We start from the raw sequence: 13,587 nt of genomic DNA, 5'->3' as shown, positions 1-13,587 counted from the left end.
CACTTGTCGTGCGACGTATCACAGGTAAAAAAAAGCCAGACCGAAGTCTGGCTTGCTGGAAGGGTCTCACTATTCGGGGGAATACGGGAGGTTTGGTTGATCCAGCCAATGAGTCAAAAAATGGGACACCGCTTCGTTGCGACAGTGTCCGATAACCGGGAGATGAGAAAGCTCGGCAATAAGTTGTGGCATCGCATTTCCCATAATCACACCGTGACCGACGCTGCCCAGCATCTCACGGTCGTTCATGGCGTCGCCAAACGCCATACAGTCTTTCATCGTTAAACCCAGGTGATTGCTTAGCACCGCCAGGGAAGACCCTTTGTTACATCCCACCGGCAAGACCTCCAGACAATCCACCGCCGAGAAGGTTAAATGCGCACGGTCGCCTAACGCTTCGTTAAGCTGAATACGCAGGCGGCAGAGATCGTGGTGATCGCCACAGAAACAGATCTTGGTGACCGAGTGAGCCGGCAGGCGACGCAAATCGGTTAACTGATAGTGAAAACCGCTATAAACGTGGGCCTCAAGCAAAGCCGGGATCGGCTTGTCCGTTAACCAACCGGTATCATTGAAAACGTGAAGACTGGCTTGCGTATCCCAGGTCGAGTGCAAAACCCGATCTGCGACTTCCGGATCCAGATCCTGACGGTGCAATACCTCACCTTCAACAGAATGAATACGTGTGCCATTGCCGGTAATCAGAAATGCATCCATTGAGAGCTTCCCGAGCAAATGACGCATTTCCAGCACATGGCGGCCCGTCGCAAAAGTCAGGGTGATATCACGCTCACGCAGACGCTTCAGCGTGCTCAGGGTTTTATCCCCCAGGCGGTGATCCGGCATTAAAAGCGTGCCGTCCATATCAAATGCTGCAAGCCGTGCCATGATGACTCCCGAAATGTGATGGGGTTAACTTGCGGATCAGTATTGCCTGAGATATACGGAAGTAATAGTGAATAGATGAAAATTATTGTTCCGGGTTTATCATGCGCCAGCTAAATCGCCTTAATCAGTATCAACGCCTGTGGCAACCCTCTGCGGGTGAGCCGCAGCAGGTGACCGTCAGCGAACTCGCCAGCCGCTGCTTTTGCAGTGAACGCCATGTGCGCACGTTGCTGCGCCAGGCTCAGGATGCCGGTTGGTTAAGCTGGCGTGCACAATCCGGGCGCGGTAAGCGCGGAGATCTGACCTTTCACGTTTCGCCGGAGTCACTGCGCAACGCAATGATGGAAGAGGCGCTGAAAAGCGGGCAGCAACATAACGCGCTGGAACTGGCGCAGCTTGCGCCGCAAGATCTGCGCGCGTTGCTGCATCCATTCCTGGGCGGACAGTGGCAAAACGATACGCCGACGTTGCGTATCCCTTACTATCGCTCTCTTGAGCCGCTGCATTCAGGCTTTTTACCAGGACGCGCGGAACAGCATCTCGTCGGGCAAGTCTTCTCTGGACTCACCCGATTCAATGGCAACAGCAGTGCGCCTGCCGGGGATCTTGCCCATCACTGGGATGTGTCAGCCGATGGGTTACGCTGGCATTTTTATATTCGCTCCACGCTGCACTGGCATAACGGGGATAAGATCGAAACCGGACAGCTGCAGGCCAGTCTGGTCAAACTTCTCGCCCTCCCCGCACTGCGCCGGCTCTTCAACAGCGTTTTGCGCATTGAGGTGACGCATCCCCAGTGTTTGACCTTTGTTTTGCATCAGCCGGACTACTGGCTGGCTCACCGTCTGGCCAGTTATTGCAGCCGTCTGGCGCATCCCGAGCTTTCACTGGTCGGGAGCGGCCCGTTTCGACTGACGGTATTTGAACGCGAACTGGTGCGTATCGAAAGTCACGAGCACTATCACCTTAGCCATCCCTTGCTTAAAGCCATCGAGTTCTGGATCACGCCACAACTTTTTGAGCAGGGGCTGGGAACAAGCTGTCGCCACCCCGTGCAAATTGCCATTGGTGAACCTGATGAGCTGGCAAACCTGCGTCTGGTAAGCAGCAGCACGAGTCTCGGATTCTGTTATCTGACGCTAAAACAGAGTTCCCGTCTGAGCAAAATCCAGGCACAGCGCTTAATCAATATCATCCATCAGACGACCCTTTTGCACACGCTACCGCTGGATGAAAATCTGATCACGCCTGCGCAGGAATTGCTGCCTGACTGGACCATTCCAGAGTGGCCCGCGACAGCAGACGTCGCACTCCCCGAGACGCTGACTCTGGTTTATCACTTACCAGTCGAACTCCATACGATGGCTGAACAGCTCAAAGTCTATCTGGCGGAACAGGGTTGCCATCTGACGGTGATTTTTCACGATGCCAAAACCTGGGATGGGTGTAGCCATCTTGCTCATGCCGACCTGATGATGGGAGATAGGCTGATAGGCGAAGCCCCTGGCTATACCCTTGAACAGTGGTTACGCTGCGATACTTTGTGGCCGCACCTGTTAAAGGCGCCACGGTATGCTCATCTGCAGGCAACGCTTGATGCCGTGCAGGCGCAGGCCAATGAAGAAGCGCGACATGCCGGGCTTAAATCGATCTTCGCTGAGCTGATGGAAAATGCGGTGCTGACGCCACTGTTTAATTATCAGTATCAAATCAGCGCCCCGCCGGGAGTCAATGGTATCCGCCTGAATACCCGCGGTTGGTTTGATTTTTCTGAGGCCTGGCTTCCGGCGCCAAATGCGTGAAGAAGCTGGTCGCTGGACTTGCCAGGCGTTACCATACCTTTTTTATCATGACTATTGAGACTATTTATGAAACGTGCCGTCGTCGTATTCAGCGGAGGACAAGATTCCACAACCTGCCTGGTTCAGGCCCTGCATCAATATGATGAAGTGCATTGCGTCACCTTTGATTACGGTCAGCGCCATCGCGCCGAGATCGACGTGGCCCGCGAACTAGCGTTAAAACTGGGTGCCCGTGCGCACAAGGACCTGGACGTCACGTTATTGAATGAACTGGCTGTGAGCAGCCTGACTCGCGACAGCATCCCTGTTCCCGACTATGAGCCTGATGCCAACGGGATCCCGAATACATTTGTCCCTGGCCGAAACATTCTGTTTCTGACCCTGACCGCCATTTATGCCTATCAGGTGAAAGCCGAAGCGATCATCACTGGCGTTTGTGAAACCGACTTCTCCGGCTACCCGGACTGCCGTGACGAGTTCGTGAAAGCGCTGAACCACGCCGTCGATCTGGGTATGGCAAAAGAGACGCGCTTCGAAACGCCGCTGATGTGGCTTGATAAAGCGGAAACCTGGGCCCTGGCCGATTACTGGGGCAAGCTTGAGTTGGTGCGTACAGAAACGCTGACCTGTTATAACGGCATTAAAGGTGACGGATGTGGCCAGTGCGCCGCCTGTCATCTGCGTGCCAATGGTTTGAATCACTATCTGGGCAATAAACAAGCGGTGATGGCTGCGATGAAGCAGAAAACCGAGCTGAACTAACCTCTGTCTGTCCGTGCTGACGGTGTCAGCACGGCTTTTAAAATGTTCCGCAAATTTATCCTTCCATGACCGTTGATCCTGGTTTTCCATATCCTGTAACCGTTACGTCAGACGATCATCTCTTCCAGCTTATCGCGTAATTCCCCTTCCAGCGGTAACGCCTTCTGCGTTTTGAGATCAATACAGACAAAAGTAATGAGCGCATCCGCAACGGTCTGCCCTTCAGGATCCAGTGTAACAACCTGACTCAATACACCGCTTTTGCCGTTTAGCTGTTGCACCTGACTGGTCACTGTCAGTCGGTCACCCAGCACCGCGGGACGGCGATAATTGATGTTGATATTGGCAACCACAAAGGCAATGTTATGTGCGGTGAGCCACTGGAAGCTTTCACTGTTTTCCAGCCCGTCCCAGCGCGCTTCTTCAAGAAACTCGAGATAGCGGGCATTATTAACATGCTGGTAAACATCAAGATGATAACCACGAACTTTAATCTGAGTCTGCATAGCGCAATAGCCTTCACTGTTGTTATAGGGTATGAGGTCATAACTGGTATGACCTCTTTATCCTGGCAAAATTTTGCCACTGTGCAAGTTATTGTGAGTTTACAACGTCAGGTGTGCGAGGTTGCGCTCAACCAGTGAACTGCCAATCCCCGGCACTTGTTTAAGATCGTCGAGCGTTTTAAAAGGACCGTATTCATCACGGTAACCGACTATTGCCTGCGCCTTTTTCAGCCCTACACCATTCATCGCCTGAGCCAGATCTTCTGCCGATGCCGTATTAATACTGACCCGACTACCGTCCTCATCCGTGCTTTTTGTACTCTCAGTTGCTTTTGCAGGTGTCGCCGCTGAAGCAGAGTTCGCTGTTTCTGCCGTCGTCTGTACCGCGTGGGTTTTCGAAGCCGGTGCCGCCGCCTGTGCGCTGCAACTCATCGCGGTGGTGGCGAGAGCAAGCGTGATGAAAAGTGCTTTGATTCCATGTTTCATGCTGTTTTCTCCTTGTTTGTTGACAGCGAGGTAACGATATTCCCACCGTGAAACAAGAACAAATAGCAGATTTCAGAAATGGAAAAGGCCGCGAAAGCGGCCTTTAAATATTGCATTGCGTTGCGAAAATCTGCGATCAGCGCCGTAATTATTGCTGCTGAGTAATGATGTCACCCAGCTTAATTTTGGCTTCTTTACGCAGATTGCTCATCAGTGCTTCGAAGGCGATCTGGGCATTGTTCTGAGTGATCCCCTGAACCATCGCCTTTTTCTGCTCTTCCGGCATCGAGCCTGCTTTAACGTCATCCAGCGCCAGAATAACAATGTTACCCTGCATATCAGAAGCCGTGCCGTAGCTCGGTTTATCCTTCGCTGGCAGACTCAGAGCAAACGCCGCCTGGCTAACAGGATCCTGCCCCGTACGGCTCAGCGTTTTAGCTTCGCCAAAGCTCAGACCCGCGGCTTTCAGCGCGGCATCACCTTTGCCTGCTTTCAACTCAGCCAGCAGTTTTTCAGCATCCAGCTTCGCTTGCTGTTCTGCTTTGGTGTGTTTCACCCGCGCAGCGATCTGATCTTTAACAGCTTCAAGCGGTTTGATGGCCTCGGCTTTATGCTCGGCAACACGCAGAACAAATGCACGATCGCCATCAACGGTAATGATGTCAGAGTTACTGCCCGGCGCGCCGTTCTCACCTACCAGCCCACCATTGAAAATGGCATCAGCAACAGGTTTGAAATTCAGCTCTTCCGGCAGACTGTCATGGCCGAACCAACCCGTTTCAACGGCTTTAACGCCTGATGCTTGTTCAGCACCCGCCAGAGATTCGTTGTCGTTGCTCGCGGCATCACTCACTTTCTGCTGCAGGGCATAGTAGGCGTCCAGCGCTTTTTCCTGCTTCACTTTCGCCGCGATGTCATCACGAACATCTGCCAGCGGTTTGGTTTTGGCAGGTTGCACGTCATCCAGTCGTACCACCAGGAAACCGACAGAAGACTTGATCACGCCAGACAGCTGGCCCTTGTCTTTCAGACCGGCGTTTTTCAGCTCCTCTGGGGTCGTGGCATCTTCCAGCCAGCCCATATCACCGCCGTTCTTCGCAGAGATGATGTCAGTGGATTTCTCTTTTGCCACAGCCGCAAAATCTGCGCCTTTGGTCAACTCATCCAGTGCCGTCTTTGCATCGGCTTCCGTTTTCGTCTGAATCACGCTGTAACGGTTACGCTGCGCCTGAGTGAACTGGTCCTGATGCTGGTCGTAGTAGGATTGAATTTCGCTGTCAGAAGCGGTTTCCTGCATACCCGCCGCGTCCAGTTTGATGTAGCTCACGCGGAACTGCTCTGGTGCGGTGAAGTTGTTTTTATTCTGCTCATAGTAAGCATTAACTTCTTCGTCGCTCACCTGCTGTTTAGCTGCCAGCGCATTCACGTCAATCGTGGTTTCGCGGACCACACGCTGCTGGGCAACCAGAGCGGCCAGTTCGTCGGTTTCGCCTTTCAGCATGAAATCAGTGCCGACAACGGCGTTGATAAGCTGCTGGGTTGTCAGTTGATTACGCAGCGCCTGCGCGTATTGGTCAGCCGTCATCCCCATCTGGCTAATGATGGCGTTGTAACGGGTATTATCGAATTTACCGTTAGACTGGAAAGCCTGGGTGGAAAAGATAGCTTTCTTGACCTGTTCATCGCTGATGCCCAGACCCAGCTGTTTGGCATACTGATCCAGCAGCGCTTCGTCGATAAGACGATTTACGGTCTGCTGGCGCAATGTTTTCATGTAGCCTTCGTTCGCTGCCAGCTCGGAAAACTGATCGCCCAGCTGTTGCTGCATGCGATTACGTTCTCCGGCAAAAGCATTTTCAAACTGCCCGCGGCTAATCTCCTGGCCATTCACTTTTGCGGCGTAGTTGCTGCTTCCGCCAATCAGGTATCCACTCACGCCGGTCAAAATAAACGACACGATAATGATACCGAAAATAATCTTGAGCACGAGACTGTTAGCAGCCGTGCGTAAGTTGTCCATCATGGTGTAACCACACTCCGCTGTAGGTGACTGGTGACCTCACGCTGGCGGAAATCCTGGCCGCAGCGCGTAAAGTCGTATTGTGACAAGAAACAGGGGCAATTGTCAGCCCACAACATGCATAAACTCACATAAAGTCGCACCTGACAAACAAAAAAGGCACATCAAATGATGCGCCCTTGTACTTTTCGGCTTCCCTTGAACGTGAAAGCGATCAGTTTACTGCGTCTTTCAGTGCTTTACCTGCACGGAAACCTGGCACTTTAGCGGCAGCGATGGTGATCTCTTTGCCAGTCTGAGGGTTGCGGCCAGTACGGGCAGCACGCTCTTTAACAGCAAAAGTACCAAAACCTACCAGCGCAACGTCATCCCCGGACTGCAGAGATTCGGTTACAGAGGCAATTAATGCATCTAACGCACGTCCAGCCGCAGCTTTAGAGATATCAGCACCCGCAGCAATTTTGTCAATCAGTTGAGATTTATTCACTGTTCTCTTCCTCTCTTTATAATTTATATCGCGCCTGAATCCTTCACAACGCGACCGCGCAGCAGTTATATCAGGCCTGCCATGACCTTACAACACCCGTTGTTGATGGCTAGTCCAATCAGCAATCTAAATTAGCTATACAAAAAAAGGCTGGCAAGTGCGAAATCACCTGCCAGCCTTGTTTTTATTGACGCTCTTTGCGCGAGGTCACTATTTTGCGGTTACAACCTGCATTCCAGACGGTTCATTCTGCAGTGCAAGGGTCAAAACTTCCTCAATACGCTTCACAGGATGAATATCCAGATCGGCGATAACATTATCAGGAATCTCTTCCAGATCACGTTTGTTCTCATGCGGAATCAATACGGTTTTGATGCCACCGCGGTGTGCAGCCAGCAGTTTTTCTTTCAAGCCGCCGATTGGCAAAACCAAACCACGCAAGGTGATTTCGCCCGTCATCGCCACATCTGCACGCACAGGGTTACCTGTCAGGCAGGAAACCAGCGCCGTGCACATGGCAATACCCGCACTTGGACCGTCTTTAGGGGTCGCCCCTTCCGGAACGTGGACGTGGATGTCGCGTTTTTCGTAAAAGTCTGGATTAATACCCAGTTTTTCCGCCCGCGCGCGCACCACTGTCAACGCCGCCTGGATCGACTCCTGCATCACTTCGCCCAGAGAACCGGTGTAGGTCAGTTTGCCTTTACCCGGTACACAGGCGGTTTCAATGGTCAGCAGATCGCCGCCCACTTCCGTCCATGCCAGACCCGTCACCTGGCCAACGCGGTTTTCATTATCGGCACGGCCATAATCAAAGCGCTGTACGCCCAGATATTCGTGCAAATTGTCGCCGTTAATCTCAATGTGCTTCAGGGTTTTATCCAGCAGAAGCTGTTTAACCGCCTTACGGCACAACTTGGAGATTTCACGCTCCAGACTACGGACACCCGCTTCACGCGTGTAGTAACGAATAATGCTGATAATCGCGCTATCGTCGACCGTAATTTCGCTCTCTTTCAGCGCATTACGCTCAATTTGTTTCGACAACAGATGGCGTTTAGCAATGTTCAGTTTTTCGTCTTCGGTATAGCCAGACAGACGAATCACTTCCATACGATCCAGCAGCGGAGCCGGGATGTTCATGGAGTTGGATGTCGCCACAAACATCACATCGCTAAGATCGTAGTCCACTTCCAGATAGTGATCGCTGAACGCGACGTTCTGTTCTGGATCAAGAACTTCCAGTAAAGCTGACGCCGGATCGCCACGCATGTCAGAAGACATTTTGTCGATCTCATCGAGCAGGAACAGCGGGTTTTTAACCCCCACTTTCGCCATTTTCTGGATCAGTTTACCCGGCATAGAGCCGATGTACGTCCGACGGTGGCCGCGAATTTCCGCTTCATCACGCACGCCGCCGAGCGCCATACGGATGTATTTACGTCCGGTGGCTTTGGCAATGGACTGACCAAGCGAGGTTTTACCCACACCAGGAGGCCCTACCAGGCACAGAATCGGGCCTTTCAGCTTGTTCACACGGCTCTGAACCGCGAGATACTCAAGAATACGGTCTTTAACGCGTTCCAGACCGTAATGGTCGGTATCGAGGATTTCTTGCGCCTGACGCAGGTCTTTCTTCACCTTGCTGCGGGCGTTCCACGGAACCTGAACCATCCATTCGATATAGCCGCGAACAACGGTCGCTTCAGCCGACATCGGAGACATCATTTTCAGCTTCTGCAGTTCTGCTTCGGCTTTCTCTTTTGCCTCTTTCGGCATTTTCGCCGCGTCGATCTTACGCTTCAGCGCTTCGTTTTCGTCTGGCGCGTCGTCCATCTCGCCGAGCTCTTTCTGAATGGCTTTCATTTGCTCGTTCAGATAGTACTCGCGCTGGGATTTCTCCATCTGCTTTTTAACGCGGTTGCGAATACGTTTCTCAACCTGCAGCAGATCGATTTCGGACTCCATCATCGCCATCAGATATTCCAGACGTTCATTGACGTCGGACATCTCCAGCACAGACTGCTTGTCAGCCAGCTTGAGCGGCATGTGTGCAGCGATGGTATCCGCCAGGCGCGCAGGGTCGTCGATGCTATTGAGCGACGTCAGCACTTCTGGTGGAATTTTCTTGTTCAGCTTGATATAGCCTTCAAACTGGCTAATCGCAGTGCGTACCAGCACTTCCTGCTCGCGCTCATCGAGTTGCGGGGACTCCAGATACTCCGCCTTAGCAGAGAAATGTTCGCCATCATCAGAAAGCGTAGTGATACGCGCACGCTGCAAGCCTTCTACCAGCACCTTAACGGTACCATCAGGCAGCTTCAGCATTTGTAAAATAGAGGCCACGGTCCCGACGGTGAAAAGATCATTTACACCCGGCTCATCCGTTGATGCTTCTTTCTGCGCAACCAGCATGATTTTTTTATCATGATCCATGGCGGCTTCAAGGCAACGGATAGATTTTTCCCGCCCTACAAATAAGGGTATGACCATGTGCGGATAAACCACCACATCGCGCAGCGGCAATACGGGGATTTCAATGCGTTCAGAACGCTCAGGATTCATAGAGCTCTCTCTTAGTTTAGTGTCCGCCAGGTAAGCAGGTCATGCAACTGTGCTTCACACAACCATTAACATGTAACCAGTATATGGGGATGTTTCCCACACATTCAACGCTATGAATACGGAAAAATAAAAGGGGAGATAAAATCCCCCCTTTTTGATTAACTGCTTGTATGATTTGGCGAATTATTCGCCAGATGCTTGTTGAGCTTCTGGTTTACCGTAAATCAGCAGTGGCTTGGTTTGGCCACTGATAACAGACTCGTCAATCACCACTTTCTCGACATCTTCCATGGACGGTAAATCGTACATGGTATCAAGCAGCGCAGCTTCAACGATTGAGCGCAAACCACGCGCCCCGGTTTTACGGATCATTGCTTTTTTGGCGATGGCGATTAACGCTTCGTCGCGGAATTCCAGATCAACGCCTTCCAGATTAAACAGCGCCTGATACTGCTTGGTCAGCGCATTTTTCGGCTCTTTCAGGATCTGAATCAGCGCGTCTTCACTCAGTTCGTTCAGGGTTGCCACGACTGGCAGACGGCCGATGAACTCAGGAATCAGACCAAACTTGATCAAATCTTCTGGCTCAACCTGAGACAGCAGTTCGCCTTCGTTCGCTTTTTCGGATTTCGCTTTCACCGTGGCGCCAAAACCAATGCCGGAGCCGGTTTCAACACGGTTAGCGATCACTTTGTCCAGCCCCGCAAACGCACCACCGCAGATGAACAGAATCTTAGAGGTATCAACCTGCAAGAATTCCTGCTGCGGATGTTTACGCCCGCCCTGAGGTGGAACAGCAGCAACCGTACCTTCGATAAGTTTCAACAGGGCCTGCTGCACACCTTCACCCGAGACGTCACGGGTGATAGACGGGTTATCGGATTTACGGGAGATCTTATCGATCTCATCAATATAAACGATACCGCGCTGGGCCTTCTGCACATCGTAATCGCATTTCTGCAGCAGTTTCTGGATGATGTTTTCAACGTCCTCACCCACATAACCTGCTTCGGTCAGCGTGGTGGCATCAGCCATGGTGAACGGGACATCCAGCAAGCGCGCCAGCGTTTCAGCCAGCAAGGTTTTACCAGAACCGGTTGGACCGATCAGCAAAATGTTACTTTTGCCCAGCTCCACACCGTTGCTGGTATCGCCATTACGCAGTCGTTTGTAGTGGTTGTACACCGCAACGGCCAGCACTTTTTTCGCCGGCTCCTGACCGATAACGTAATCATCAAGATGATGACGAATCTCGTGCGGAGTCGGCAACGCGCTGCGCTCACGATGAGGCGCTACTTCTTTAATCTCTTCGCGGATGATGTCGTTACATAAATCGACACATTCGTCGCAGATATACACGGACGGCCCGGCAATCAGTTTTCGCACTTCATGCTGGCTTTTGCCGCAAAAAGAGCAGTACAGCAATTTGCCCGAACCATCTTTGCGTTTATCTGTCATGAGTCCAAACCTCTTTTTAAGTTCTTTGTGCCGCACATGACGACGCAAATGCCATTCTCAGACGCAAGTCGCCATAAAGCAAAGTGCCGCCCTACATTATTATAGCGGCACACTCGCGCCGTGGGCATCAATTACGATGGGTCAAAATCGAGTCGACTAAGCCGTACTCTACTGCCTCTGATGCGGAGAGGAAGCGATCGCGCTCGGTATCACGCTCGATCTGCTCAAGTGATTGACCCGTGTGTTGCGCCATAAGTTCATTCATGCGCCCTTTCACCTTCAGGATTTCACGCGCATGGATCTCGATATCTGTCGCCTGGCCCTGGTATCCGCCCAGCGGCTGGTGAATCATCACGCGGGAATTCGGCAGGCAGAAACGCTTGCCCTTCGCGCCTGCAGTAAGCAGGAACGCCCCCATGGATGCCGCCTGCCCCATACAAATGGTGCTGACGTCAGGTTTAATGAACTGCATGGTGTCATAAATCGACATCCCGGCAGTGATCACACCGCCAGGGGAGTTAATATACAGGTAAATGTCTTTTTCCGGGTTTTCCGCTTCCAGAAACAGCATCTGCGCCACGATCAGGTTTGCCATGTGGTCTTCCACCTGGCCTGTCAGAAAGATAACGCGCTCCTTGAGCAGACGGGAATAGATATCAAAAGAACGTTCACCGCGAGAGGTCTGTTCAATAACCATTGGCACCAGAGCCATATGGGGTGCAAAGTTATCTCGTTCGCCACTGTATGACATTTCCGTCTCCTGGATAAAAATTGGAAAATACCTGCTGTACTGATTGTAACCTTATGGACGGATTATCAGCCAGTCTCATTCATGTGATTACACACTTATGGGGACGGCATCGCCATATTTCAAGCATAACAATCTTTTGCTGTTACGCTAACACTGAAAGGGCGTTTTAGCACTCTTCCTGGACTATTACTGTAATAAAAAAAACCCGTCACCAGAAGGCAACGGGTTTTCGTTCAAACTTTAAACCGTTGGGGCAGAATTACGCCTGCTGGTTCATCAGTTCGTTGAAAGAAGTGGCTTTTTCAGACACTTTTGCTTTAGCCAGAACCGCTTCAACAGCCTGCTCTTCCAGGGCTACGTTGCGCATGTTGTCCATCAGCTCTTTGTTGCTTCCGTAGAACTCAACAACTTCGCTTGGATCTTCGTATGCAGAAGCCATCTCTTCGATCAGGCCTTTAACGCGCTCTTCGTCAGCTTTCAGCTCGTGGGTACGAATCACTTCGCCCAACAGCAGACCAACAACAACGCGGCGTTTAGCCTGCTCTTCGAACAGCTCACGAGGCAGTTCCAGCGCTTGCTGCTGGTTGCCACCAAAGCGCTGCGCAGCCTGGCGACGCAGAACGTCGATTTCGCTGTCAATCAGTGCTGCTGGAACGTCGATTTCGTTCGCTTTTACCAGACCTTCGATAGCCTGAGACTTCACACGGTTACGCACAGCGCCGTTCAGCTCGCGTTCCATGTTTTTACGAACTTCAGCACGCAGACCCGCTACAGAACCATCTTCCACGCCGAAACGTTTGATGAATTCTTCAGTCAGTTCTGGCAGTTCGCGCTCTTCAACTTTTTTCAGGTTGATAACGAACTTCGCTGCTTTCCCTTTCAGGTTTTCAGCGTGGTATTCTTCCGGGAAGGTCACGTCGATAGTGAACTCTTCGCCCGCTTTGTGGCCTTTGATACCGTCTTCGAAGCCTGGGATCATACGACCCTGGCCCATCGCCAGTACGAAGTCAGAGGCTTTGCCGCCTTCGAACTCTTCGCCATCAACGGAGCCGGAGAAGTCGATGGTGACACGATCTTCTGCATCAACAGCGCCGTCTTTGTCTTTCCAGTTCGCCTGCTGCTTACGCAGGGTATCCAGCATGCCGTCAACGTCAGTGTCGGTCACTTCAACGATTGGTTTTTCAACTTCGATGGTTTCCAGACCTTTCAGCTCAACTTCCGGGTAAACTTCAAACTCTACAGAGTAGGTGAAGTCTTCGCCCAGTTTGTATTCGCCCGGAACGTAGGTCGGTGCGCCAGCTGGATTGATTTTTTCTTTGATGATGGCATCAATAAAGTTGCGGCTCATCAGGTCACCCAGCACGTCCTGGCGTACAGAAGCGCCATAACGCTGAGCAACGACATTCATCGGTACTTTTCCCTTACGGAAGCCGTCAATACGTACTTTTTTTGCTACGTTGACCAGCTCGCTTTTCACAGCAGTTTCGATGCTGTCAGCAGCGATAGTAATCGTTACACGGCGGCCAAGGCCTTGAGTGGTTTCAACTGAAACTTGCATCTTGTTACCTCAAAAAAATCACAGTGCTCGGTCAACTCTGAATTTGTCTCGCAATACCGGGATGCTCACTTATAGCAGATACACATTCCCTGTCGCCAGAATCATCCCGAAGACATTCATTAAGACGCGGCATTATAGCGGCATCACTTGGGTGAGTCGAGAACGGTTGGGGTATCAGGCTGCGGCTTTTTTCACAAATTTGGACCCTATTTGGTCTAAAATTCGCCCCACACGCTCAAAACGCAGACAAAACAAAACGGCCCGCAGGCCGTCTTGACGTCATTCTGTATGCAACATACTGGAA

11 protein-coding genes are annotated in these 13,587 nt (G+C 51.7%); 2 read left to right on the top strand and 9 right to left on the bottom strand.

Annotation, left to right across the window (positions count from 1 at the left end):
* Nucleotides 1–69: 69 nt before the first annotated feature.
* Nucleotides 70–888, bottom strand: coding sequence for an HMP-PP phosphatase (cof, locus tag SOM82_RS04915; RefSeq protein ID WP_320460178.1), 819 nt, complete (start codon nt 886–888; stop codon nt 70–72).
* Between the two features lie 101 nt (nt 889–989).
* Between cof and SOM82_RS04910 the strand changes: the two genes are divergently transcribed.
* The gene (locus tag SOM82_RS04910) at nt 990–2,690 is read left to right on the top strand and encodes an SgrR family transcriptional regulator (RefSeq protein WP_320460179.1); all 1,701 of its coding nucleotides are present in this window, start codon (nt 990–992) and stop codon (nt 2,688–2,690) included.
* Nucleotides 2,691–2,756: 66 nt separating this feature from the next.
* On the top strand, nt 2,757–3,452 hold the full coding sequence (queC, locus tag SOM82_RS04905; protein WP_320460180.1) for a 7-cyano-7-deazaguanine synthase QueC: 696 nt from the start codon (nt 2,757–2,759) through the stop codon (nt 3,450–3,452).
* A 107-nt stretch (nt 3,453–3,559) separates the two neighbouring features.
* Here queC and SOM82_RS04900 read toward each other — a convergent pair whose 3' ends face one another.
* From SOM82_RS04900 to tig, 8 genes are all read right to left on the bottom strand, one after another.
* Entirely contained in the window at nt 3,560–3,958 is a 399-nt protein-coding gene (locus SOM82_RS04900; protein ID WP_320460181.1) for a YbgC/FadM family acyl-CoA thioesterase, read from the bottom strand.
* A gap of 99 nt (nt 3,959–4,057) precedes the next feature.
* Complete coding sequence (locus SOM82_RS04895) at nt 4,058–4,444, bottom strand: helix-hairpin-helix domain-containing protein (protein ID WP_320460182.1); 387 nt, start codon at nt 4,442–4,444, stop codon at nt 4,058–4,060.
* A 148-nt stretch (nt 4,445–4,592) separates the two neighbouring features.
* Complete coding sequence (gene ppiD / locus SOM82_RS04890) at nt 4,593–6,467, bottom strand: peptidylprolyl isomerase (protein ID WP_320460183.1); 1,875 nt, start codon at nt 6,465–6,467, stop codon at nt 4,593–4,595.
* Nucleotides 6,468–6,678: 211 nt separating this feature from the next.
* On the bottom strand, nt 6,679–6,951 hold the full coding sequence (gene hupB, locus SOM82_RS04885; RefSeq protein ID WP_010428111.1) for a nucleoid-associated protein HU-beta: 273 nt from the start codon (nt 6,949–6,951) through the stop codon (nt 6,679–6,681).
* 210 nt (nt 6,952–7,161) lie between these two features.
* Nucleotides 7,162–9,516 carry an endopeptidase La gene (lon, locus tag SOM82_RS04880; RefSeq protein WP_320460184.1) on the bottom strand — a complete coding sequence of 785 codons (2,355 nt, stop codon included), beginning with the start codon at nt 9,514–9,516 and terminating at the stop codon, nt 7,162–7,164.
* A 183-nt stretch (nt 9,517–9,699) separates the two neighbouring features.
* The gene (gene clpX, locus SOM82_RS04875) at nt 9,700–10,974 is read right to left on the bottom strand and encodes an ATP-dependent protease ATP-binding subunit ClpX (RefSeq protein ID WP_154127633.1); all 1,275 of its coding nucleotides are present in this window, start codon (nt 10,972–10,974) and stop codon (nt 9,700–9,702) included.
* A 127-nt stretch (nt 10,975–11,101) separates the two neighbouring features.
* Complete coding sequence (clpP, locus tag SOM82_RS04870; protein WP_154127632.1) at nt 11,102–11,725, bottom strand: ATP-dependent Clp endopeptidase proteolytic subunit ClpP; 624 nt, start codon at nt 11,723–11,725, stop codon at nt 11,102–11,104.
* Nucleotides 11,726–11,984: 259 nt separating this feature from the next.
* Nucleotides 11,985–13,283: a trigger factor gene (gene tig / locus SOM82_RS04865; RefSeq protein ID WP_154127631.1), complete on the bottom strand. Its 1,299-nt coding sequence runs from the start codon at nt 13,281–13,283 to the stop codon at nt 11,985–11,987.
* Between the last annotated feature and the right edge of the window lie 304 nt (nt 13,284–13,587).

This window comes from Lelliottia sp. CFBP8978, from assembly GCF_034046055.2.
In the GTDB taxonomy this organism is placed as follows: domain Bacteria; phylum Pseudomonadota; class Gammaproteobacteria; order Enterobacterales; family Enterobacteriaceae; genus Enterobacter.
The sequence above is the reverse complement of the archived record's forward strand: the minus strand, read 5'-3'. Positions and strand labels throughout refer to the sequence as shown.

What these genes read in the sequence shown, in the direction of transcription:
- lon (WP_320460184.1), bottom strand. Translation starts at nt 9,516, where the DNA reads ATGAATCCTGAGCGTTCTGAACGCATTGAAATCCCCGTATTGCCGCTG.
- clpP (WP_154127632.1), bottom strand. Translation starts at nt 11,725, where the DNA reads ATGTCATACAGTGGCGAACGAGATAACTTTGCACCCCATATGGCTCTG.
- queC (WP_320460180.1), top strand. Translation starts at nt 2,757, where the DNA reads ATGAAACGTGCCGTCGTCGTATTCAGCGGAGGACAAGATTCCACAACC.
- SOM82_RS04910 (WP_320460179.1), top strand. Translation starts at nt 990, where the DNA reads ATGCGCCAGCTAAATCGCCTTAATCAGTATCAACGCCTGTGGCAACCC.
- clpX (WP_154127633.1), bottom strand. Translation starts at nt 10,974, where the DNA reads ATGACAGATAAACGCAAAGATGGTTCGGGCAAATTGCTGTACTGCTCT.
- cof (WP_320460178.1), bottom strand. Translation starts at nt 888, where the DNA reads ATGGCACGGCTTGCAGCATTTGATATGGACGGCACGCTTTTAATGCCG.
- tig (WP_154127631.1), bottom strand. Translation starts at nt 13,283, where the DNA reads ATGCAAGTTTCAGTTGAAACCACTCAAGGCCTTGGCCGCCGTGTAACG.
- SOM82_RS04900 (WP_320460181.1), bottom strand. Translation starts at nt 3,958, where the DNA reads ATGCAGACTCAGATTAAAGTTCGTGGTTATCATCTTGATGTTTACCAG.
- ppiD (WP_320460183.1), bottom strand. Translation starts at nt 6,467, where the DNA reads ATGATGGACAACTTACGCACGGCTGCTAACAGTCTCGTGCTCAAGATT.
- SOM82_RS04895 (WP_320460182.1), bottom strand. Translation starts at nt 4,444, where the DNA reads ATGAAACATGGAATCAAAGCACTTTTCATCACGCTTGCTCTCGCCACC.